Annotated in this window: 21 protein-coding genes and 4 pseudogenes; 18 read left to right on the top strand and 7 right to left on the bottom strand. The window is 60.6% G+C overall.

Annotation, left to right across the window (positions count from 1 at the left end):
• Positions 1-25 precede the first annotated feature (25 nt).
• From nodI to JG739_RS29415, 4 genes are all read left to right on the top strand, one after another.
• On the top strand, positions 26-994 hold the full coding sequence (nodI, locus tag JG739_RS29430) for a nodulation factor ABC transporter ATP-binding protein NodI (protein ID WP_244420834.1): 969 nt from the start codon (positions 26-28) through the stop codon (positions 992-994).
• A gap of 3 nt (positions 995-997) precedes the next feature.
• A complete protein-coding gene (locus JG739_RS29425) occupies positions 998-1,786 on the top strand; it encodes an ABC transporter permease (RefSeq protein ID WP_010913823.1) in 789 nt (262 codons plus the stop codon).
• A 303-nt stretch (positions 1,787-2,089) separates the two neighbouring features.
• Positions 2,090-4,111: a carbamoyltransferase family protein gene (locus JG739_RS29420; protein ID WP_202364470.1), complete on the top strand. Its 2,022-nt coding sequence runs from the start codon at positions 2,090-2,092 to the stop codon at positions 4,109-4,111.
• 84 nt (positions 4,112-4,195) lie between these two features.
• Entirely contained in the window at positions 4,196-4,339 is a 144-nt protein-coding gene (locus tag JG739_RS29415) for a nodulation protein NodZ (RefSeq protein ID WP_446720385.1), read from the top strand.
• Here JG739_RS29415 and JG739_RS36475 read toward each other — a convergent pair.
• Positions 4,330-4,566, bottom strand: a complete 237-nt coding sequence (locus tag JG739_RS36475) for a DUF6398 domain-containing protein (RefSeq protein ID WP_244748460.1) — start codon at positions 4,564-4,566, stop codon at positions 4,330-4,332. The two genes, JG739_RS29415 and JG739_RS36475, sit on opposite strands and share 10 nt — an antisense overlap.
• Positions 4,567-4,719, bottom strand: a complete 153-nt coding sequence (locus tag JG739_RS29410) for a PLP-dependent transferase (protein ID WP_244420605.1) — start codon at positions 4,717-4,719, stop codon at positions 4,567-4,569.
• 318 nt (positions 4,720-5,037) lie between these two features.
• Between JG739_RS29410 and pdxR the strand changes: the two genes are divergently transcribed.
• Positions 5,038-6,507: a MocR-like pyridoxine biosynthesis transcription factor PdxR gene (pdxR, locus tag JG739_RS29405; RefSeq protein ID WP_010913827.1), complete on the top strand. Its 1,470-nt coding sequence runs from the start codon at positions 5,038-5,040 to the stop codon at positions 6,505-6,507.
• A gap of 22 nt (positions 6,508-6,529) precedes the next feature.
• On the opposite strand, the pseudogene JG739_RS29400 reads toward pdxR, so the two are convergent.
• Positions 6,530-6,690 (bottom strand): annotated as a pseudogene (locus JG739_RS29400) (LysR family transcriptional regulator); the annotation flags it as partial.
• Between the two features lie 329 nt (positions 6,691-7,019).
• On the opposite strand from JG739_RS29400, the gene nodB reads away from it, so the two are divergent.
• The 4 genes from nodB to JG739_RS29380 all read left to right on the top strand — a co-directional run bounded on the left by nodB (position 7,020) and on the right by JG739_RS29380 (position 10,546).
• Entirely contained in the window at positions 7,020-7,679 is a 660-nt protein-coding gene (gene nodB / locus JG739_RS29395; protein WP_202364469.1) for a chitooligosaccharide deacetylase NodB, read from the top strand.
• A 489-nt stretch (positions 7,680-8,168) separates the two neighbouring features.
• Complete coding sequence (locus tag JG739_RS29390; protein ID WP_010913831.1) at positions 8,169-8,792, top strand: FMN-binding negative transcriptional regulator; 624 nt, start codon at positions 8,169-8,171, stop codon at positions 8,790-8,792.
• 27 nt (positions 8,793-8,819) lie between these two features.
• A complete protein-coding gene (locus tag JG739_RS29385) occupies positions 8,820-9,470 on the top strand; it encodes a LysE family translocator (RefSeq protein WP_202330438.1) in 651 nt (216 codons plus the stop codon).
• A gap of 263 nt (positions 9,471-9,733) precedes the next feature.
• Entirely contained in the window at positions 9,734-10,546 is an 813-nt protein-coding gene (locus JG739_RS29380; protein ID WP_161633554.1) for a TIM barrel protein, read from the top strand.
• Between the two features lie 14 nt (positions 10,547-10,560).
• On the opposite strand, the gene JG739_RS29375 is transcribed toward JG739_RS29380, so the two are convergent.
• A complete protein-coding gene (locus JG739_RS29375; protein WP_202364468.1) occupies positions 10,561-11,505 on the bottom strand; it encodes a LysR family transcriptional regulator in 945 nt (314 codons plus the stop codon).
• A gap of 208 nt (positions 11,506-11,713) precedes the next feature.
• On the opposite strand from JG739_RS29375, the pseudogene JG739_RS29370 reads away from it, so the two are divergent.
• Together JG739_RS29370 and nolL are read left to right on the top strand one after the other, a co-directional pair.
• A pseudogene (locus JG739_RS29370) lies at positions 11,714-12,229 on the top strand (hypothetical protein); the annotation flags it as partial.
• Complete coding sequence (gene nolL / locus JG739_RS29365; protein ID WP_202364467.1) at positions 12,222-13,343, top strand: nodulation factor fucose acetyltransferase NolL; 1,122 nt, start codon at positions 12,222-12,224, stop codon at positions 13,341-13,343. The pseudogene JG739_RS29370 and the gene nolL, both read left to right, overlap by 8 nt.
• Before the next feature lie 35 nt (positions 13,344-13,378).
• Here the strand turns inward: nolL and JG739_RS35650 are convergent, their stop codons facing one another.
• Entirely contained in the window at positions 13,379-13,534 is a 156-nt protein-coding gene (locus JG739_RS35650; protein WP_274609110.1) for a hypothetical protein, read from the bottom strand.
• 43 nt (positions 13,535-13,577) lie between these two features.
• On the opposite strand from JG739_RS35650, the gene JG739_RS29355 reads away from it, so the two are divergent.
• Both JG739_RS29355 and JG739_RS29350 read left to right on the top strand, forming a co-directional pair.
• Positions 13,578-14,483 (top strand): LysR family transcriptional regulator, encoded by a 906-nt coding sequence (locus tag JG739_RS29355; RefSeq protein WP_202364466.1) that lies wholly within the window; start codon positions 13,578-13,580, stop codon positions 14,481-14,483.
• Positions 14,484-14,603: 120 nt separating this feature from the next.
• Positions 14,604-14,710, top strand: a pseudogene (locus tag JG739_RS29350) (nitrogen fixation protein NifQ); the annotation flags it as partial.
• Positions 14,711-15,231: 521 nt separating this feature from the next.
• Here JG739_RS29350 and JG739_RS29345 read toward each other — a convergent pair.
• Together JG739_RS29345 and JG739_RS29340 are read right to left on the bottom strand one after the other, a co-directional pair.
• On the bottom strand, positions 15,232-16,458 hold the full coding sequence (locus tag JG739_RS29345) for an MFS transporter (RefSeq protein ID WP_202364465.1): 1,227 nt from the start codon (positions 16,456-16,458) through the stop codon (positions 15,232-15,234).
• Positions 16,459-16,514: 56 nt separating this feature from the next.
• A pseudogene (locus JG739_RS29340) lies at positions 16,515-16,860 on the bottom strand (RNA polymerase factor sigma-54); the annotation flags it as partial.
• 1,673 nt (positions 16,861-18,533) lie between these two features.
• On the opposite strand from JG739_RS29340, the gene JG739_RS29335 reads away from it, so the two are divergent.
• From JG739_RS29335 to rlxS, 5 genes are all read left to right on the top strand, one after another.
• A complete protein-coding gene (locus JG739_RS29335; RefSeq protein ID WP_006328923.1) occupies positions 18,534-18,857 on the top strand; it encodes a DUF736 domain-containing protein in 324 nt (107 codons plus the stop codon).
• Between the two features lie 162 nt (positions 18,858-19,019).
• On the top strand, positions 19,020-19,289 hold the full coding sequence (locus tag JG739_RS29330) for a helix-turn-helix transcriptional regulator (RefSeq protein ID WP_202364464.1): 270 nt from the start codon (positions 19,020-19,022) through the stop codon (positions 19,287-19,289).
• Complete coding sequence (locus JG739_RS29325; RefSeq protein WP_010913839.1) at positions 19,286-19,834, top strand: S26 family signal peptidase; 549 nt, start codon at positions 19,286-19,288, stop codon at positions 19,832-19,834. Before JG739_RS29330 ends, JG739_RS29325 begins: the two co-directional genes overlap by 4 nt.
• The gene (locus JG739_RS29320) at positions 19,822-20,439 is read left to right on the top strand and encodes a lytic transglycosylase domain-containing protein (RefSeq protein WP_446720519.1); all 618 of its coding nucleotides are present in this window, start codon (positions 19,822-19,824) and stop codon (positions 20,437-20,439) included. Before JG739_RS29325 ends, JG739_RS29320 begins: the two co-directional genes overlap by 13 nt.
• A 265-nt stretch (positions 20,440-20,704) precedes the next feature.
• Complete coding sequence (gene rlxS, locus JG739_RS29315; RefSeq protein WP_202324022.1) at positions 20,705-22,675, top strand: relaxase/mobilization nuclease RlxS; 1,971 nt, start codon at positions 20,705-20,707, stop codon at positions 22,673-22,675.
• The last annotated feature ends 98 nt before the right edge of the window (positions 22,676-22,773 follow it).

Below are 22,773 nucleotides of genomic sequence, written 5' to 3'. Positions count from 1 at the left end.
TTTGCGGCGGCTCGAGACTCCTGCGATCGAACGGGAGTCTCACGGGCAAACAAGCGCGAAAAGCTCCGTGCCTGACTCTGCGTCAACCGTGGCAGTCGATTTTGCCGGCGTAACCAAGTCGTATGGGAACAAGATCGTTGTCGACGAACTGTCGTTCTCCGTTGCGTCGGGAGAGTGTTTCGGCCTCCTCGGACCAAACGGGGCGGGCAAAAGCACGATTGCGCGTATGCTCCTCGGCATGACATGCCCTGACGCGGGCACGATCACGGTGCTTGGCGTCCCGGTGCCGGCGCGCGCTCGGCTGGCACGCAGGGGCATTGGCGTGGTCCCGCAATTCGACAATCTTGACCAGGAATTCACCGTACGCGAGAACCTGCTGGTGTTCGGACGCTACTTCGGCATGAGCACACGTCAGAGCGAAGCGGTCATCCCGTCGCTTCTCGAGTTCGCTCGCCTCGAGCGCAAGGCGGATGCGCGCGTCTCGGAACTGTCCGGCGGCATGAAGCGATGCCTGACAATGGCGCGGGCGTTGATCAACGACCCCCAGCTCATTGTGATGGACGAGCCGACCACCGGCCTCGATCCGCACGCGCGCCACCTGATCTGGGAGCGGCTGCGCGCCCTGTTGGCACGCGGCAAGACGATTATCCTGACGACGCATTTCATGGAAGAGGCTGAGCGATTATGCGATCGGCTGTGCGTGCTCGAAAAGGGCCGCAACATCGCCGAAGGCGGCCCGCAGGCGCTGATCGACGAGCATATCGGATGCCAGGTCATGGAGATTTATGGCGGCGATCCGCACGAGTTGCTTTCGCTGGTCAAGCCACATTCCCAGCGCATCGAGGTCAGCGGCGAAACCCTTTATTGCTATGCGCCAGACCCTGACCAGGTGCGCACGCAACTGCAGGGGCGAGCAGGTCTGCGTCTTCTTCTGCGTCCAGCCAATCTCGAGGATGTTTTCTTGCGGCTGACCGGGCGCGAGATGGAGGAGTGAGCGATGATTGAAGGTTTTGCGGCGGCGCTGCCGGCCAATGCGTGGAACTGGGTTGCGGTATGGCGACGCAACTATCTGGCATGGAAGAAAGTCGCACTCGTGTCGCTTCTCGGTAACCTCGCCGATCCTATGATCTACCTTTTCGGCCTAGGCACCGGCCTCGGCATAATGGTCGGCCGCGTCGACGGTGCGTCGTATATCGCCTTTTTGGCGGCCGGCATGGTCGCGGTAAGTGCGATGACCGCCTCTACCCTGGAAACATTGTACGCGGCTTTCGCTCGCATGCATTCTCAACGCACATGGGAAGCCATGCTGTATACGCACGTTACCCTCGGCGACATCGTTCTGGGTGAACTGGCGTGGGCAGCCACCAAGGCCTTCATGGCCGGTACGGCTATTACCATCGTCACCGCAACCTTGGGCTATGCCGCCTGGCCGTCCGTCCTCTATGCGCTGCCAATCATTGCTCTGACAGGGTGCGTATTTGCGAGCCTCGCGATGATCGTCACCGCACTTTCGCCCAGCTACGATTACTTCGTGTTTTACCAGACGCTTGTCCTCACACCTATGCTGTTCCTGTCGGGCGCCGTTTTCCCATTGAACCAGCTGCCTGGCGCCTTTCAGCAGATAGCGCGATGCATGCCGCTGTCACATGCGATCGACCTCATTCGTCCGGTTATGCTTGATCGCCCGATCAGCGGCATCGCCCTGCACGTCGGTGTGCTCGGCCTGTACGCGCTGTTGCCATTCTTCCTCTCGATGGCGCTGTTGCGCCGCCGACTAATGCGCTGACGAAAGAGAGTGAGATAAACAATGCGCTACGGACTTCGTGCTGCAAATAAAAACGACATCGCCAACGCAAATCGGCATCCAACCCAGGGTCTTCGTGGCATCCACTCAATCTCTCAACGTTATGGAACGCCCGGGACCTCGATCACAGGATCTCATGTTGATCCAGGCGTAAGAGAATTTCTTTGAGGTTGGTGATGTCTGACTGGCGTTCGCGGCGGCGAACGACAACGCAGCCTGTGTTTTTGATCAAACGGCCTTGAGACAGGCCAATTCAGTCTTCCTGTACGATAAACGGAGAGCGAGATGCTGTGTCTAGGATTGAGCGGCGGATTAGACAAAGTCTATGAAAACCGATTCCAGATTGCGAATACATTCATGCACGATGGCGCTGCGGTGCTCGTCCGAGACGGACAGGTCATCGCGGCCGTAGAAGAGGAGCGCCTCAATCGGATCAAGCACTCCAACAAGCTCCCAATCAGTTCGGTTCAATACTGTCTTTCAGCCGCTGGGGTTCAGCTCAGCGAAATCGATCATGTGGCGTACTACGCTACCGAAGCCTATTGCAACGCCATGCTCGAAAACATGCTTGCTTCCGAGCCCGACGCCTCCATTCCGTTGGATGCCAAATTTTTGGTGCAGCAGCTGTTGGCGCAGGAGTTCGGTAGCGAGCTCGACCCTTCGCGTATCTCATTCGTAAGTCATCATCAGGCGCACGCCGTGAGTGCTTTTGCAATGTCGGGCTTCGAGCAAAGTCTGATTTTCGCGATTGATGGCTCTGGTGATTTCCAGTCGGGTCTTGTGGCGGTAGGATCTGGTGCTGAAATTTCGCAACTCGCGACTTTCCCAGAGAACAATTCCCTTGGGCTATTTTATCTCGAGGTGATCCGGTATCTCGGCTACGGCTTGTTCGATGAATATAAGGTAATGGGGCTTGCCCCCTACGGCGATCCCGTTCCCTATCGCGAGCTTTTCGAGCAGTTCTATGAACTGTCTGCAAACGGCGAGTATCGCGTCCACCTGGACCGCATCGGTCCGACTTTGCTTCGCACCATTCAGGTCCGGCAAAAGGGAATGCCATTCACTCAGCAGCACAAAGATGTGAGTGCGTCGCTACAGGAAGCACTCGAACGCATCGTGTTTCACATTCTTCGGCATCATCGTGAGGCCACGGGGATGACGCGGCTGTGCCTGGCCGGTGGCGTTGCGCACAATTGCTCCATGAACGGCAAGCTGCTCTATTCAGGCCTTTTCGAAGACATCTTCGTGCAGCCCGCGTCGCATGACGCTGGCTGCGCATTGGGCGCTGCATTAATCGTGTCTGGTGAGTTGGGCCGCCCCGCGCCGCGTGCGCGATTGCAGGAGGTTTATTGGGGGCCGGATCTCGCGAGCGATCATGCTGTGGAAGAGGAACTAAAGGCATGGGCGGGGCACCTGGAGTTTGAACGCACTGAGGAGGTGGCGGATAGGGCAGCCGAGTGGATGGCCGGTGGCGCCGTGATCGGCTGGGTGCAAGGTCGTTCGGAGTTCGGGCCGCGCGCGCTCGGAAATCGCAGCATTCTTGCCGACCCCAGGCCCGCCACAAACAAGGACCGGATCAACGCCATGGTCAAGAAGCGGGAAGGGTATCGCCCGTTCGCCCCATCAGTGCTGGAGGAGGATGCGCGCGAATTTTTCGACCTCCCAGGCAGTGCGTGCGAATTTCCCTTCATGAATTTCGTGGTTCGTGTGCGCGACTCCAAGCGTGGTTTGCTCGGCGCCATCACGCACGTCGACGGTACGGCTCGGCTGCAAACAGTATCGCGCAAGGCCAGTCCGGCCTACTGGGACGTCATCAATGCCTTCAAGCAGCGCACTGGCATCCCAATTCTGCTCAACACGTCCTTTAACAACAATGCCGAGCCGATCGTGGATTCAGTTGCAGACTCGATTGCCACGTTCCTGACGACAGAGTTGGATGGACTTGTGGTCGGGCCGTTCCTCGTCAAAAAACGGGCCGCAACGCTGGAGGATTGGACTGCGCTCGCGGTTTCATTGCCGCCTTATGTATCCCTGTATAAGGTCCGCGCTCACACGGCGCTGGATCGCCAGGAGACCGTCTGCGAAATCCGAACGGATCACTCCAGCCGTGACGGTGTGCGTATTTCACCTGAATTGTTCGATCTGCTGACGCGAATCGAGGGCGAAGCCGTGCTCGCGGATCTCCTCGATACAATTACGCTGGATCAGGCCCAGCGCGAGGCTCTCACAGGAGAACTGCGACGGTTGTGGGAGCAGCGCCGCGTTCGGATGCGTCCCTCGCAAGCTGCTCGCGTCCATCAAAACTGATGCCAAAAGCTGGACGACAGATAACAGTTGCCGAAACACCGTTCTGTCCAAGCATCTTCATATGACTGTGCCCAGGCTGCGAGCATGCATAACGCCTATGGCAGTCGAGGATCAGTAATGGATTTGCTTGCCGGTGGCTCAAGACAGCACCAATTCGTCGTTTCTCGACGGCGGACCCGGTTCGGTGACTGCCTATGGTCTTCGGCATCAGCCTGGTGTTACGCATAGCGGACGGGACGTGCGAGCGGGCTGCGCCGCTCGCGGGATAAGGCGGCGGCCCTACGGCGCGCCAAGCCGGCATATTCGTCGTTGAGATGCTTTTGGCAAAATGCGTTGGTGAGGCGACGATCATGTCTTAGCGCGCCTTGACCCTTCGGCCCCCTCGTTGGCGATGCCCGACATCTCCTTTCGGGCAATCGCCTGATCGGGATGCGAGTCGAGGAAGGGGAGCTCACCTAACCCACGGCCGAATGCCCGTCGCGCACCTGCGCGATCGCAAGCGCCGTGGTGCTGTGCCATTCCATGCGAAGCGCGAGAGTCCTTTTCAGCCCGCGCAGAACCAGGAAGGAGGACATGGTCGAGAGCGCCGCGCCGGTGATGTAGCGCAAGCCCGTTTCGTACAGCGTGTGGAGGCTTCCGCGTCGCCGAGGATTGCGCCGCCAAGGCGGCGGCCTCATTCGCCGCAACACTTTCGATCGTAGGTCGAGCTCAGGAAGACGCGTGGTTGACCGGCATTGGGAAAACCAGCCGGATCGTAGCCGTGATGGATCGCGAGGGTAGCGAAGCCGAATTTGGCATCGTTCGCAGATGTGCCACTTTCCGGTCTTGGATTGCGGTCTCGGGCATCGGCTTCAGACGTGCCTTGGCTTTCGGAAGGAGTGGCTGCAAACTGGTTGATATGGAATGTCCAGTTGGCAGGAAAAGAAATGGTCCAGTCTCCAGGTCCCGGTGCTTCAACCCGCTCGCATGGCATGGGCGCGCGCCAGATCTACGAAGCGCTTCGCGAGCAGATCCTCAGAGGCGTTTACGGCACCGGAAGCCAGCTGCCGTCCTCCCGTGGTCTCGCCGAGGAACTTGGCGTCTCGCGAACGACCGTCACCGTCGCCTACGAGCAGCTGGCCGCGGAAGGTTTCATCGACATCCGTCAAGGCGCGCGCCCTCGTGTCGCATCCTCACTGCTGGGACATGAGCTGACCGCCAATCCCCCAAAACGGTTCGGCCCGGTTCACTTGTCAAGCTATGGCGAACGGCTGCGTGGTACTCCGCGCTGGCCGGATTACCTGCCGAACACGCTGAAGGTTGATTTCCGATATGGCGTCCTGGCGCCCTCAGATTTCCCCGCATCGGTTTGGAAGCGCGCGATGAACGCGGCGATGGCGCAGCGGCCGGCACGGCTCGCCTATGACGATCCGTGCGGTTCGAGCCGGCTCCGCCAAGCGCTTCAGGGCTATCTCTGGCGCGCCCGTACTGTGCGCTGCGACCCCGAGCAGATCGTCATCGTCAATGGTTCGCAGCAGGGCCTCGATCTCTGCGCGCGCCTGCTGCTCGACCCCGGGGACAGCTTCGTCATCGAGGACCCCTGCTACAGGATGGCGCGCCAGGTCTTTGCCAGTACAGGTGCCACGCCCGTTCCCGTCGAGGTTGACGATCACGGCATGCAAACGGAGCAACTGGCGGGGGTCGCGGCCCGGCTGGCCTATGTGACGCCCTCGCATCAGTTTCCGCTCGGCGGCGTCATGCCGATCCCGCGGCGGCATCAGCTTCTGGAATGGGCGCGGGAGCAGGGCGCCTATGTCATCGAGGACGACTACGACAGCGAATATCGCTACGATATCAGCCCCGTTCCCCCGCTGCATAGCCTCGAGGATCATGGGGCCGTCATCTACCTCGGCACCATCTCCAAGACGCTCTCGCCGATGCTGCGGATCGGTTATCTCGTCGTCCCGGCGGAATTCCTGCAGGTTTTCGAAACCGCCAAGCAGCTTGCCGACCGGCATTCTCCGATGGCGGGGCAGGAGTCATTGGCCTCTCTGATCGAGAGCGGTGGCTATGAAAGCCATGTGCGCCGCGTGCGCCGCATCAACGGCGAGCGCCGGGAGGCATTGCTGACCGCCCTGAAGCGGAGTTTTCAAGGTCGGATCGCCGTCCAGGGGGCAGAGGCTGGACTGCACGTCGTCATATGGTTCAACGACCTGCCGCGATCGCGTGAAACGGCGTTGGTCGAAGCTGCCCAATACGCGGGTCTGGGTCTGCACCCGATTTCGCCGCTTTATCATCGGCAGTCGGGAGCAGGCGAAGCCGACCGCGTCGGGCTTGTCATGGGCTATTCCGCCCTGAGCATCCGGCAGATCGAAAAAGGCGTCGAGATGCTGCGCGACGTCGTCGCTCGACTCTGAGACGCTGACGGTTCCGCACGCGGGTTAGAACGCATTCGCGGCCGCTCATCGTAAACAGTTCATCGTTGAAATAGTCGCGCGGCCGGGCGACGGCCGCGCTCATGGCCGGCTGACTAAGGTTGATGCTGCTGCCGCCGCCGTGAGGTTGCGCGCGATCCAAGCCTTTGTCTCATCTATCCGCAACGTGGATGCTTGTCATCGAAACAATCGATTTTGCCGATTGTACAGAACGTCCCATAGGAAGAATTCAAGGATGCAGCCCTAAGGAGATTGTCGATGCATGCGTTGGCTCCGAGGAGCATTTTCTGGTGTGTCCCTCCTGGTCTGCGCCGAACATCAAGCGAGCCGATCCCCTTTTCGATCAGGTACATCGGTGATCGGCGCAAGCTGCATCGCGTCGGCTCTTCGCGACAAGCTCCCCCCGGTAGCGTAGGCCCCTACCTCAAGGATCGGGGTTATGCCGATTGCGAATGGCCGACCGGTACAACAATTGACCGCAAGGGTTCGCAGCTATGAGACGTCTCGATGACAGATGGAAGGTGCAGAGTGAATGCGCTGACGGCACCGGGCGTCGAAGCGTTTATCTGACGTTTGACGACGGTCCCAATCCATGTTTCACACCACAGATACTCGATGTGCTGGCGCAAAATCGGGTGCCAGCGACATTCTTCGTCATTGGTGCTTACGCCGCAGAGCATCCGGAACTCATCCAGCGAATGATCGCAGAAGGGCATGAGGTAGGCAACCACACGATGTCTCATCCGGACCTGTCCAAATGCGGTTTGGGCGAAGTGCAACCTGAAGTATTTGAGGCGAACCAGGCCATCATGCTGGCATGCCCGCAGGCCTCGATCCGCTACATTCGCGCGCCATACGGCGCCTGGAGCGAAGAAGTGTTCACTGCCTCAGAGATCGCGGGGCTGGCGGCCCTTCATTGGTCGATCGACCCAAGAGACTGGTCGCGCCCCGGCACCGACGCGATCGTCGATGCAGTGCTCGCCTCGGTACGCCCCGGCGCAATCGTGCTCTTGCACGACGGATGCCCTCCCGACGAGTCGACACGGAGCACTCAAGCCAGTCTGCGCAACCAGACCGTTATGGCGCTGTCCAATCTGATTCCTGCATTAGATGCCTGCGGATATGAAATTCGCTCGCTTCCAGAACATCACTGAAATGCGAGATCCCATGGACCTGCTTTCCCAGCCAGTACCTGTGTGGTCTCTCTTATGAAGGCTTACAGGCCGTTTACGCCCTGCGAACAAGCACTTCGTCGACATCGGACGAACTGGTCGGCTCCGACAGTTGGCTAGACGTCTGTTGTCACCTGCTACGATGAGGACCCGCGCAGGCTCTCGGCATGGCCCAGCACCGCCGGTAGGTTCACTCTTCGACGATTGTTGAATGTATGGTTCACTTCGCGTTGGATCGATTTCATTGGGCTTGTCACAGGCTCACATAGCGCGACCCTGCGGGATCGCTGGCTGCGTCCGAAAGGTTTGGCAGGCAATTCGCATACCGTGACCGGCACCGGGGATTCCGGTGCCCTGATCCGGCGCGCGATGCCATCTTTCACCAACTGGACTACCTCAATAGCTTCTGACTGGCTGTTTCCAATAGGCCAGCTTGCCGATACCTGACTTGGTAACGCAAGGAGTTTCGCGATGTACATCCCTCCCGCTTTCCGCGACGACGACAAGGAATGCCTGCGCGCGACCATTCGCGCGGCGCTGCTGGCGAACTTCGTTACCGTCACGGCGGAAGGGCCGCTCGCAACGCCACTGCCCCTCTTCCTTGACGAGAGCGAGGGCGAGCACGGCGTGATCTACGGGCACCTGGCGAAGGCCAATCCCCAGTGCCGTGTTCCGCCGCTGGGCGACGGCTTGGCCATCTTCATGGGGCCGGACGCTTACGTGACGCCGGCATGGTATGCGACCAAGCGGGAAACCGGGAAGGTCGTCCCGACCTGGAATTACGTCGCCGTCCACGCCTATGGCCCGGTCGAGTTCTTCGAGGATGCGGGAAGATTGCTGGACGTCGTGAATCGGCTGACCGACCACCACGAGGGCGAGCGCGCCTCGCCTTGGGCGGTGTCGGACGCGCCGCCGGATTTTATACAGGCGCAACTCCGCGGAATCGTCGGCCTGCGCATGCCAATCACGAGGCTGGAGGGCAAGCGCAAAATGAGCCAGAACCGGAACGCGGCCGACCGCGCTGGCGTGGCGGCGGGCCTTGCGGCGAGCGAGCGGGCATCTGACCGCGACGTCGCCGCTCTCATCCCAAAATAATCATGAACTTCGTCGGAATCGACCATCATGCCAGAACTGACCCCACTCGCCCTGTACCTCGCCGCGGCCTCCGTGCTCGCCATCACCCCCGGTCCGGGCATCTTCTACGTTGCCGCGCGCACGCTCGCCGGTGGTCGTCGGGAAGGTATCGCTTCCAGCTTCGGCACGGGGTTGGGGGGCATGATCCACGTCCTCGCCGCAAGCTTAGGTGTTTCCGCGATCGTGCTCGAGAGCTCGGAACTGTTCTCCGCATTAAAGCTGTTCGGCGCGGTCTACCTCGTCTGGCTCGGCTTTCGCACCTTTCAAGCCGCCCGCCTCAGGGGAGCGACTGGCGGCGATGACGGCGCCGCAGTGGGTCCAGTCGGACCCCGGCGGGCGTTTCGTGAAGGGGTACTGGTCGAGGCGCTCAACCCGAAGACGGCAGTCTTTTTCCTCGCCTTCATTCCGCAGTTCGTGAATCCGAGCGCAGGGCTCGTAGCTCTGCAATTCGTGGTGCTTGGCTCCGTGTCCATTGCGCTCAACACGCTCGCCGACATCGTGGTTGCCGTCGTGGCCAGCGGCATTCAAGACGGCGCGGCAGCGCGTCCCGGGTTGATCCGCCGCCTGAGGGAGGCGTCAGGTGGCGCGATGATCGCGCTGGGCGTCGGCCTCGCTCTGGCGAAACACCCTGCTGCCTGACTTTGGCGGGTACCTTGCGGAAGCAGTTGGATGGCTGCGAGCGAGTTCGGTCATTGCACCTATTTAACCATGTCTCAGGAGGCGCGGCACCGCCGTTTGGGTGAACGTCGGCTCATAAATGAGAGAAAAACATAGCGTGAGAGAAACGTGAGTACGACTGCCTCGCCTCGCTCATGCCCATCATTTCGGCCCTCGCGAATCAACGCACGGTAGAAGCCAGTCAGCCGAGAATGACGCCCGTTTCATGGAAGGAAAGCCAAGCCATGCGCCAAGCATCGCCCCGCTTTGCACTCGATTATTTGGCGACGCCCGGACTTGACGTCAGGGCACTTTTCGCTTTTGCCCGCGACCAGGGCCTAACCGATGTCCAGATCCGCAGCCAACCGGGCAGCAATGCTATTGCACGCGGCATGCCGGCGGCGGACGTCCGGTCTGCGGCCGCCGACACAGGCGTTGGGATTATTTCCGTCAATGCCCTCCAGCGCTTCAATGAGTGGACCCCCGCCCGCAGGGCCGAGGCGAGCAAGCTCGCCGATTATGCAGCGGCCTGCGGAGCCAAGACGCTCATGCTGGTGCCGGTCAACGACGGCTCCTGGCCCGCCAATGTCGAGCGCCGGGGCGATCTCCGCGTCGCCTTGAAGGCGCTCAAGCCGATCCTCCAGTCGCGCGGTCTGATCGGTCTCATCGAGCCGCTGGGCTTCCGGACCTGCTCGCTTCGATCGAAGAACGAAGCGGCTAAGGCCATTGCCGCCATTGATGGCCAATCCGTCTTCCGCCTCGTGCACGACACGTTCCACCACACGCTTGCCGGGGAGACGTTCTTCTCCTCCGAGCTGACCGGTCTCGTCCACATTTCAAGCGTGAACGATCCGATCCACTGGATTTACCCGGATCGCGTCTTAGTCGGTTCCGACAATGGCAGCCAGATCCGGGCGCTGCTTGATGGCGGCTATGGGGGGCCCTTCTCATTCGCACCGTTTGTCGATGCAGCCCACCCGCTGGACGACCTCGCAGGCGCACTTGCCGCGAGCATCGCTCTCTTCCGACACGGGCTATTGACGCGAGTGCCGGCGTGAGACGCGGGAGTAAATTAGGGCTGCCTGGGGCGCCTTTTGGCGTCCCCCGGAGAAGTCATTCGAGACGCCTCCTGTAGCAATATCTCTCGCAGCCAGATGCTTGCCGGATCACTGTTGTGAAGGGCGGGCCATTGAACGGCCTCGGTGAACGTGGGTAGTGGCAGCGGAAGGTCGATGATCCGCAGGGGAAAGGTTTTTTTGAAATGCTGAACCAGCCGGAAGGGCATGGTCGCTATACGAGCTGTGCCTGAGACCATCGGCGGGATCTTGCTAAAGGCCTGCACAACGATCTCAACACGTCTCTTGAGACCATGCTCAAGAAAAAACTGTTCCTCGATGGAGGGCTTCAGCGTCCGCCCGAACTTGACCGCAACGTGCCTCATCGACATGTATCTCTCGAATGTAAGCTGCCGTGGCAGCTGCTTGTTCGTGGAGCAGCCCACGCACACGAGCGTGTCGTCGAACAGCGCCGCTCTTGGATGGGCACTTGACATGAACAATTCTGGAAAAATCAGAAAATCGACGTCACCGCGCCGGAGAAGCTCATCGGGGTCGTCGTCTATAGGCAACAATTCGAAGCTGACGGCGGGTGCTTCGCGTGCAACCCGCTCCACGACCTTTTCAAAAAACACGAGTGTGGCGAAATCGGAAAGAATGATCCTGAAACGGCGATCGGATTGAGCCGGATTAAACGGATCCCAAGAGATAATCGAGCACTGGATTTGCAAGAGTGCGCTGCGAACTGCGGGGGCGAGTGTTTCCGCACGCGGGGTTAGAACACGTTCGCGGCCGCTCGTCGTAAACAGTTCATCGTTGAAATAGTCGCGCAGCCGGGCGACGGCCGCGCTCATGGCCGGCTGACTAAGGTTGATGCTGCTTGCCGCCGCCGTGAGGGTCCGCTCGGTCAGCAGTGCGTCGAGCACGACGAGAAGGTTCAGATCAAGGCCCTTGAAGCGCATGGCTTTCACTTATCCATAGCGTGGATGCTCGCGATCTAAACAATCGATTTTACCAAACTTCCAGGGCGCTGCATAGATGACCGCACTTGACATGCGCCCGATCACGCCCCTGCTTCTGCAGCGTGTGCTGGGAAGTGACTTGTAAGTAGCCGATCATGTCGAACTCTCCGCCTTCTTCCAAAAGGCCTATGGGCGACAGGGGCTTTCAGGCGGTTGTAGCTGGGCCGGTGCGGGGCCGAAGGTTCGCGCAATCGGCTCTGATGTGCACGGCGTAGCAGCTCACTAGGACCCGCTGCGCCATTTCTTCACGGTTGGCGAGGTTGATTTCTTGGTAGGCGAACTCGGACCGTACAGGATGCATCCGGATCTTGAGAGACTCGGAATGAGTCATTCTATCCGCGTCATGCGTCCGGTGCTGCAGCAGCGTGGCATTCCATTCGCTTTTGGCATGGTTCGGCACCCGCTGCGAAACCATCTTGAGAGGTTCTGCAGAGACGGCCAGACGACCATAGTGCCGGGCGTTCGCATCGCCACACATGATCGCGACCGCCAATGCGCTCGAGGTTTGCGATCAGGCACTGGGATTTTGTCCGCTCGGTTGCAGCCAATCGGCCCTCCATACCACGCCGCGATCCGCGTGATTTTCGATCCTTTGCACCGCGCTCGCCGTGCCCAGAAACGGCAAGTAGCAACTGCAACAGATAGGCTGGAGTCTGATGCTTGATCACATAAGAGCCGGAGCGAAGGGACGCGGCTCGTGCCCAGCAGGGACAAACAACCGAGACCTAAGCTTTGATTTCGCCAAAGGCATACTCATTATTTTGGTGATAATTGGGCACTTGTTACAATATTTAATCTACCAGGGCACCGACGCTTTCTGGCTGTCGCCGTATTTCAAGTCGATCTACATGTTTCATATGCCTCTCTTTATGGCGATAAGCGGATATCTTTCTTCTGGGGCAATTTTGCGAAAATCGTTCACCCAGGGTGTCGGTGAGCGGGCAACGCAGCTAATACTGCCAATGCTTTTTTGGTGTATGTTGATCTGGACGATAAAGTTCGTAGTGATTTTTCCTACGAAGAGTTTAACCGACACATTGCTGGACTTGTCGACGGAAGTTATTGGAACCTACTGGTTCATATGGGCGGCATTTATTTCGTTCATTCTGATTAGAGTTCTTACAAATTTCAACCGTCTATCGATATGGATCATAAGCGCATCTGCAATTGCGGTCGCATTCGCACCCATCACGTTATCAATAACCCCGTTGTTAAAATACACCTACCCATTTTATTGTTTAGGGTTCCTGTTTGCCCAGCCGATCGGATGGCAGAATGGCGTCATCTGGCGTTACAAATGGATTTTTGTTGTCTTACTTTCGATAGCGGCTTTCATATGCTTCCTCGGGTGGGGCAATGAGACTTATGCCTACAATAATCTCGTTTTAATTCATGATGAACAGTCAGCTAAACAAGTTTTTCTGATGTTCTCTGGCTCTTTGGCGGCTTCTGCGGTAGCAATGCAGTCTATGTTCCAATGCTGGAGACTTGTCTATTCGACTAGAGTAGCTCGCTTCGTCGCGGTGCAGCTTGGTCAGAGCACGCTGCTGCTTTACCTGGTCCAGGGTGCCGTGTTTCGCCTCATGGATTTGATACAGTTTGGAGAAGTGTGGAATCTCACGACCAGAATCGCCTTCGCAACTGTGCTTGGAGTGGCGATTGTCGTCATAGCGATGGCAATTCGCAGTATTGCGCGCAACCTCGGATATGTGTCGCGGATCGTTGTCGGAGCGCCGCCACGCCCAAGTCTGCTCAAATCTCAATCTGTAATCAATTAGTCACGTGAAAAATTCGCATCTGTAATCGACATGTTTCATAGCTCCGGACCTATCCGATCGACTGTTGTACCGGTCGGCCATTCGCTCGTCGGCCGCGCTATCCCCATAACTACGACGAGCACGTCCTCCACGCGCGCGGGCGGCAGGTCGGGACACAACACCTCTGAGTGGGACCGTAAACGAGCGCCCATAATGGTCACGATGACAAACAACCACGTTACGGACAGATGAGGCATGCGTTTCAAAGGCCTTGATCTGAACCTTCTCGTCGTGCTCGACGCACTGCTGACCGCGCGCAACCTCACGGCGGCGGCAAGCAGCATCAACCTTAGTCAGCCGGCCATGAGCGCGGCCGTCGCCCGGCTGCGCAACTATTTCAACGATGAACTGTTTACGATGAGCGGCCGCGAACGCGTTCTAACCCCGCGTGCGGAAACACTCGCCCCCGCTGTTCGTGGCGCACTCTTGCACATCCAATGCTCGATTATTTCTTGGGATCCGTTTAATCCGGCTCAATCCGATCGCCGCTTCAGGATCATTCTTTCCGATTTCGCCACACTCGTGTTTTTTGAAAAGGTCGTGGAGCGGGTTGCACGCGAAGCACCCGCCGTCAGCTTCGAATTGCGGCCGCTCGACAACGACCCCGATGAGCTTCTCCGGCGCGGTGACGTCGATTTTGTGATTCTTCCGGAATTTTTCATGTCGAGCGCCCATCCAAGAGCGGCGCTGTTCGACGAGACATTCGTGTGCGTGGGCTGCCCCACGAACAAGCAGTTGCCACGTCAGCTTACATTCGAGAGATACGTGTCGATGAAACACATTGCGTTCAGGGTCGGCGGTGCCCAGATGCCATCCATCGAGGAACAGTTTTTGCTTGAGCATGGTCTCAAGAGACGTGTTGAGATCGTCGTACAGGCCTTTAGCATGATCCCGCCGATGGTCTCAGGCACAGCTCGGATAGCGACCATGCCCTTCCGGCTGGTTCAGCATTTCAAAGAAACCTTCCCCTTGCGGATCATCGAACTTCCGCGGCCACTACCCACGTTCACCGAGGCCGTCCAATGGCCCACCCTCCACAACAGTGATCCGGCAAGCATCTGGATGCGGCAGATAATGTTGCAGGAGGCATCCCGCATGTGAAGTCGCGGGCACTCCTGGTCTCAGTCTAGATTTACTCAGCGCCTCATACGGGTGCGAACCGGCGTGCAAAATTGGGTCTGACGCACATTCGATGATTTTGCATGACGGCGTGCCACGTGTTTCCCCATGCTGGCAGCCGGCAACACCAAAAACATGAAGTGGAAGAAGTACTTTTACCGCAAGCTATGCGAGGCTGAAGGTTTTCGCCATGCGCCGCACCGAATTGCGGGGATACTGAGCGTGAGATAACTCGTCTCGTCCTCCTGCCGAATTCCGGTAAGCCGCCTTACCAAGGGCAGGCGGCGCTTGAGATTCCGCCGCTGGAAATCCGTCGCGCGGGGCTGTCGACGTTCAATCGCGGCTGGATCACAGTTGGTGAATACAACTACGATATCGCCGAACGATCCTCTATTTCGGGCCGAATCAGAAGCTGCGGGGCATGTTCGGCCCCGAGCTTCATGTAAGAGATCAGGCGCGCGATCCGCCCGATGCTCGCCGCAAGACAGAGCCGCATAGACCGCGTCGCCATGCCAGAGCGGTCGACGGACGAGGCGGTCCGGTTCGGTCCCGCACTCTTAGGTTCTCTCGTCGGCACCATCATTCGAAACGCCCCCGCCGGTCGAAATCGACCGGACAACAGCGTCCGATCACCCGGAGACGAGGCCTGCAACCGCCAAAAATCGTGCGTAGGATCGCACCGCGCGGCTGATGATTGCATCTTTCCCGCGCTGCACTGATGGCCTCTCTGTCAGGTGGTCTGAGGTTCGCGCTTCGGGCCGAGCAAGAACACTGTCAGGGCGCCGAGGAACGAGGCAACGGCGCTGTAGGCAAGGGAACTGGCGACGCCGGCATTGTCCATCAGTAGTCCGCCGAAAATCGCGCCCGCTGCGATGGCTACCTGGAACGTTGCGGCCATCAGCCCACCGGCGCTTTCGGCCTGCTCGGGAGCGGCGTGCAGCACCATCCATGTCTGCAGTCCCACCGGCACCGCGCCGAAGGCAAAGCCCCATACTGTAACCGCAATCGCCGTGGCCCAAGCCGATGCTCCCAGCGTCAGCAGCGAGACAGTGGCCATCGCTATGAACAGGGGAGGCAGGGCCGCGGCTGCCTTGAGGCTGTGCTCGGCCAGGAATCCGCCGGCCAAATTGCCGAAGAAGCCGCCGATGCCAAAGACGAGCAACACCAGCGAGATCGTCTCGATATCAAGCGCGGGAAACTTCTCAAGGAAGGCGCGGATATAGGTGAAGCCGGCGAAGTGCCCGGAAGCGACCAGCAGGACGACCAACATCGCGACTTTGATCATCGGATTCTTGGCCACATCCAGCAGACTGCGGAAGCTGGCCACTCCAATCGGAGGCAGCCTCGGAATGGTTATGAGTTGCACTACCAGCGTAACGGCGCCGACGACCGCAGCGATCATGAAGGCGGTTCGCCATCCCCAGATATCGCCGACATAGGCGCCGATTGGAGCCGCGCAAACGGTAGCGCAGGTAACGCCGGTGAGGATGATCGACATGGCGCGCCGCAGGAGGTGACTTGGAACGAGCCGCATCGCCAGCGCTGCCGAAATCGACCAGAACCCTCCGAGTGCTATGCCGAGCACGACGCGGGCGGCCAGGAGAACCGGCAGCGACCCCGCGACGGCCGATAGAACGTTCGACAGGATCAGCAGCAGCGTCATCGCCCATATGACGATCCTGCGGTCCAGGGGCCTTGTGATGACGGCCATCGTCGGCGCCGAGATCGCCCCCACGATGGCGGTCGTTGTCAGCGCCTGTCCGACTGCACCCTCGGTGATAGAGAGATCATGCGCGAGCGGCGCCAGCACGCTGGCAGGCAGAAACTCTGCCGTCACAAGCCCAAAGGTGCCTAAGGCAAGCGAAATGACTGCACCCCATGCGGGACCAGACCGTTGATCTGGCTGTTTTGGGTCATGCAGAACTCCGTCCATGAAGCCCGTAGCGGATTCGGTCATCAACAGGGTCTCCAGTTTGGATGTGCTGCAAACTCGGGTTGCTGCGTTGACCCGCATTAACGCCAGAAGCGCCATTCCCTGCGGCATTGCACGGACGAGGGGATGTTCATCGCTTCGCGATATTTTGTGACGGTGCGGCGCGCAAATCGATGGCCCTTTCCTTGGGCCGGACGACGATGTCGTCGTCGGAAAGCGCGTCATCTTGCGATTCGTCGGCGATTGTCGCCTTGATCCGATGGCGGACAGCTTCGGGGGGGACCGCGCGTCGCCACCTTGGGAGGACGCGCTCGCGACGGTGAAAAAATACTTCAGTTCGAACACTTCGCGCGGGGTCTGCATGTATGTGTTCGACGTCACCCGGCTTACCGTCGCCTGATGCACTTTGATCGCGTCGGCGACCCTCCTGGCGGAGGCGGGTAAGCGACAATTGGGCGAGCGCCACGGCTCCGTCAGTCTCGAACCAGCCATAGCAAATCAGATACCGGAGGAGGGACGTCTGGAGGGGACGTTCGGCGCAAACGTGCACGGTCTCCTTGGGCGCTTGTATGGAACTTCGCGTTTTTGCCATGGTTCTGTTCATAGCTTTCTACGTGCTTTGGTGGGCTCTAACGGATAACAGCAAGCGCTATGCCATTTCACTTGGGGGCACCGAATCGGACTATCTTTTGCCGAAGCCCTGTCGGCTTGAGCAGGGGCGCCGTGCATTGACCGAGACCGAGCGCGCCGCACAATCGCTTGGTCACCCGGACCGAGCAAAGGTGCTGTACTGTCGGAGTAGTCAGAACTTCCGCGCCGGCAAGGGAAGGCGAAAGCCGTTCCGGACGGGCCGAGCCGATGCATTGCCGCACGCCGGCATCGACCGCGTAAGGCTTTGTCTCTGGCGTGTAATTGCGTGCGCAGGCTGCGATCTGCGAAGATGCGGCCGTCGCGCCTACGATCGCGCTGTTGCTGCTCCCCCTGTCGAGGAAGGCCTTTGACACCTCCGAGCTCTTCAGCACGGCGCGCCGGTCTCCACGCCCTGAGGATCGAGTCCGGCTGGGCGTCACGGCGTTTGCGAGATTGAGATTCCTTGATTTGCTCCCTCGTGCGCGCCTATCCGAAAACACTGTTGTGTCCCGAAGGCTGACAAGAATGTCGCAAGCGCGACCAAAAGATCGCCACGGCCCACAGGGGCAATTGCGACCAGTGGCCTTCTTCGGAAATCGGGGGAGCAATACCCTTTCCTCGTCGACTTCGGACGCGGGCTCAGCCGTGCCCGCCGCGCCGCTAGGAACGACCTAACCTTGGCGGATGGCGGCTGGCCGATCACCCGGGTATGTCCGCGTCGATAAAAGAAAAGCGTCTGGTCTCAGCCAGGCGGACCTCGCGAAGGCCATCGGTATCAATTTGGTCGAATTCCTCGATCACGCCGAGACGATCGGTTTCGCTCCAATGGAACCAGCTGGCGCGGATTCGACCAAGTTCCCAACCGAAAACACACGAAACGCGGCGGCTTCCGACCGCCGATCAATGGGCCGAGGCCCGGTCGCTGTTACCCTCGAATGAGTCCGCCATGCCGAGGCGGCTCGTCGATAGCCGCGGGTTGGCGCCTCTCCGGGGCGCGTTGGCTGCACGTTCCGCCCCTTGGACCCCGCTTCCGGCAACAACATCCGGCCGCCAAAGCTCGCCCTTGTCAGTGCTCGATTACCACGCCGAGATGCCTGCTGGGGCTCCCGGTGCACGGGCACATTTATCGATCCGGCACGGTGTTGAGCGTGCGGAACCCGCCGCACGCGTTCCGATCGCTTGTTGTGCTCACCCGATCACGCGACCTGTCCCCACACGTCTTGAGGACATTCCCCTGCGGCTGGCTCATTGACCTATGGGCGGTTCCAGCCCGCCCGAAACCCTCGCCACCAGCTTTTTTCCCCGCCGCATGACGCGGCTTCCTCGCGCCGCTTCGCTTCAAAAAAGCTGCCCGCTCGGGTCCTTCGCTGCCGCTGCGGCCCTGCCGGGTTCGGGCGGTCCGGACGCGCCCATCACGGTCCGCCATCGCAGGGGAATGGTCCCCGGCGACAGCAGAAGGAGACAGGAAAATGACCGCGATCGGTTACGTCAACAAGCAGGAAAACGGCAGCTACAAAGGCCAGCTCAGGACGCTCAGCGTCCGCGCCGACATCGACATCGTGCCCAATCGGAGCAAGTCCGCCGACAACCATCCCGACTTCCGGGTGCTGACGCAGGGCGTGGAGGTCGGCGCCGGCTGGATCCGAACCGGGGAGACTTCCGGCAACGACTATGTGAGCTTGTCCATCGCCGCACCGGAGTTCGGTCCCCGCAAGCTCTACGCCAATCTCGGCCGCGCCGCCGGCCAAGACGATCAAGACACCTACGCCGTCATCTGGAACCCGGCCGACTGACCGGCCGGCTCAAGCCCTCGCGCCGCAACTCGGCGCGGGGGTTCCCGCCGACGCTCGCCCGAAGGGGCGGCGAAAACTCCCACCCGACTCTTCGCCCGTCCCCAGGACGACCTCGCTCGCCGATCCTCGCGGTCGCTTGTCCGAAGCGAAACGAGGACCATCATGGACGACGAAAACGACCGCGCGGCCCGCGCCAAGAAGGGCAGTCCGTTTCTGAACACCGCGCAGGCTGCCTTCTATATCGGCCTGTCCCAGCGCACCCTGGAAAAGATGCGGCTGACCGGCGGCGGCCCGAAATACCGCAAGCACGGCCGCTATGTCCGCTACCACATCGACGAACTCGACGACTGGTCGAAAGGCCGCCCGCCAGAACCCGGCTCCGACGATGACAAGGGCGGGTCCGGCTCAGCCGACGAGAGAGCCCGCTCATGAGCCAGCGGCCTTCCATCCATCTGATCGGCAGCCGTTTGCGGCGCGTTCGGGCGCGCAACGCAATCGCCATCGCCGCGATTGGCCTGAGCCTGACAGGCTTCACGGCGCTCCCAAAGCCGTCTCCCTTGCTGGTCTGGAACGCCTCGGCTAGCGCGCCGGTCGGTCTCTATCGCGTTGGGTCTGGCACGCCTGCGCGCGGCGATCTTGTGCTCGCCCGCCCGCCTGGCTTCGTTGCCTATCTCGCCGACCAACGCGGCTATCTGCCTCGCAATATACCGCTGGTGAAGCGTCTCGCCGCGCTGCCGGACGAGCATGTCTGCGCCTTTAGTAATGCCATCATCATAGGCGGCGAGATCGTCGCCCGTCGGCTCAAAATCGACACGCAAGGCCGTCCGCTGCCCTGGTGGAACGGCTGCCGAGCGCTCGCCCATGACGAGGTTTTCCTGCTCGGCAACGAAAAAAATCACTCCTTCGACAGTCGCTATTTCGGGCCGGTGCCGGCCGAAAACATCATCGGGAGGCTGGTGCCGCTATGGACCGAGTGACCCTCCTGATGCTCGGCATGATCGCCGTCGCGCCATGCGCCCGTTCCGCCTCGACCGGCGCTGAGCCAGCCGTCATCTCCCAAAGTCCGCAGCTGCAACGATGGCAGCACTTCGTATCGGAAGCAAGCGCACTCTTCCACATTCCCCAGGCCTGGATTTGCGCCGTCATCGATGCCGAAAGCCGCGGCAAGACCGTCCTCGATGGCCGTCCCATCACCTCCCGCGCCGGCGCCATGGGTCTTATGCAGGTGATGCCCGGCACCTATCAGGAGATGCGCGTCGAGCACGGTCTGGGAGCCGACCCGCACGATCCGCGCGACAACATCTTGGCCGGAACCGCCTATCTCAGCGCCATGTATAAGCGTTTCGGATTCCCCGGCCTGTTTGCCGCCTACAACGCTGGACCCGAGCGCTATGAAGGCCATTTGAAGCTTCGAAGGCCGCTGCCGAAAGAGACCGTTGCCTATCTGAAACAGCTTGAGGCGACGGGGATTTCGGCGGCCGACATGAACGAATTCAAAGGCCAATCCACAACTTCAAAGGGGCGGGAACGCTCCCTCCGGACGCTCTTTGTTCTTCCTTCGCGACGGTGTTCGCGCCGGTGAAACGAATGGCGGCCTTTTCGTGCCGCTCGGCAGGGATCTCGCGCGGCCAAAGAAGCACAATGGCTAGCGCTGTTGAGGGCATCCGGGAGGGGCCAGGGACGCTTAAGGCGAGGGGCGAGGGGCGCGTAAGGCAAGATAAAGGCACCGCCTCCGATAGGCGGTTAAGTCTTTGTCTGCACATCGCTTTCCCAGGAGGCTGCCAGCGGCACCAAGAGGCTGGGGCGCGCAAGCCGCCGATTTTGTTGCAGTATTTCGGGAGGCTTGCATGACAGACGACGAGTTCAGGCCAAAGCTTGGCAAGATCGGGTCGCGCGGCTCGAAGGCAGAAAAACGCTTCGCCGGCCAGGTCCGAGCTGCAATCAACCGAGCCGGCGGCAGGTCCCCGCGCGGTGGCCGCTTCACGGGAAGCCGGGCTGGGCGGGGTGGGGCCGCAGCCGCGCTGCTCAAGTCACGCGACCGCTACGCCGCCTTTCGGCTGCGACGTGTCGTCGTCAAGGCACGGGTCGTCAAACTGGCCGGCAAGGGTTCCGACGGAGCGCACGCGCACCTGCGCTACCTCCAGCGCGACGGCGTCACCCGCGAAGGCGAGCCTGGCCAACTCTATGGTGCCGACAAAGATCGGGTCGATGGCAAGGCCTTCCTCGATCGTGCCGATGGCGACCGGCATCAGTTCCGTTTCATCGTCGCCGCCGAAGACGGCATTGAGTATGACGACCTCAAGCCACTGACCCGACGCTTGATGGCGCAGATGGAAGAGGATCTCGGCACCAAGCTCGATTGGGTTGGCGTCGACCATTTCAACACTGGCCATCCCCACACCCATGTCATCGTTCGCGGCAAGGACGATCGCGGCGAGAATCTCGTCATCGCCCGCGACTACATCTCGTCCGGTTTGCGCGAGCGCGGGGCCGAACTGGTCAGCCTCGATCTCGGTCCTCGCACCGACCGCGAGATCGAGCAGCGCCTGCGCCAGGAAATGGAACAGGAGCGCTTCACCAGCATAGACCGGCAGCTGCTACGCATGCGCGACGACGACGGACATGTCACGCCGGACGGCCGGGACGCCTTTCGCCAGACGCTGCATCAGGGACGCCTGCGCAAGCTCGATCGGATGGGGTTAGCCGATGAGATCGGCTCTGGCAGGTGGCGTCTGGACGACGAGCTTGAGGCGACGCTGCGCCGCGTTGGCGAGCGCGGCGACATCATCAAGACCATGCACCGCGAGCTGACCGGCAAGGGGCTCGCCCGCAGTGCTGCCGATTACATTGTGCATGATCGACCGGAACCGCTGGCCGCACCTATTGTCGGTCGCGTCGTCGTGCGTGGGCTGGCCGACGAGATCAGCGACCGGCATTACCTCGTCGTCGACGGTGTGGACGGGAAAAGCCATTATGTCGATATCGGCAAGGGCGAGGCCGCTGGGCCGACGCCCGACGGCTGCATCGTGCGTGTCACGCCGAGGAACATCGAGCCCACGCCGGTTGACCGGGCGATCGCCGAGATCGCCGCTACTCATGAGGGCCGCTATTCCATCGACATTCACCTCAAGCATGATCCGTCCGCCACCGAACGCTTTGCCGAAACCCATGTGCGGCGGCTGGAGGCGATCCGCCGCGCGACCGCCGGCGTGGAGCGCGAGCCGGACGGAGCCTGGATCATCGCGCCAGATCACCTCAACCGTGTCGCTGACTATGAGCGCCAGCGGGCCAGGGCCGAGCCTGTTGTTGTCGACGAGCTCTCGTCAATGCCGCTGGAGCGACAGGTCCGTTCTGACGGCGCCACCTGGATTGACCAGCAGCTGGTTGCCGACCGACCGGAGGCCTTGCGCACCTCCGGCTTTGGCGGTGAGGTACGGGAAGCGCAAGTCCGCCGGCGGCAGTGGCTGATCGCGCAAGGCCTCGCGCATGAAGAGCAGAACCGGACCGTCTACCGCGCCAACATGATTTCGATCCTGCGCCAGCGCGAGCTGAACCGTGTCGCCGGCCAGCTGTCGGATCAGCTCGGTCTCGCGTATGCCGAAGCGCAGCCTGGAGATCGAATAGAAGGCACGCTGCGCCGATCCGTCGACCTTGCTAGCGGCAAGTACGCTGTCATCGAGAAGTCGCGAGAATTCACGCTGGTGCCATGGCGACCAGTGCTTGACCGACATCTCGGCAAGGAGGTTTCCGGTGTGGTGCGCGGGGAGGCCATCTCATGGACCCTCGGACGGCAGAGGAGCGGACAGAGCGTTTCGTAGTGGCGGCGCGGCGTGAAAGGAGGTACTGCACGTCTCATCGAAACCGTGTCACCTTTGAACCGTCGTGGCAGCCTCAAAACCGAACGTTAACGGGCTTC

Origin of the sequence: Mesorhizobium sp. L-2-11 (genome assembly GCF_016756595.1) — a bacterium.
In the GTDB taxonomy this organism is placed as follows: Bacteria; Pseudomonadota; Alphaproteobacteria; order Rhizobiales; family Rhizobiaceae; genus Mesorhizobium.
Note: the sequence above shows the minus strand (reverse complement) of the source record. Positions and strands in the feature narration are given on the sequence as shown.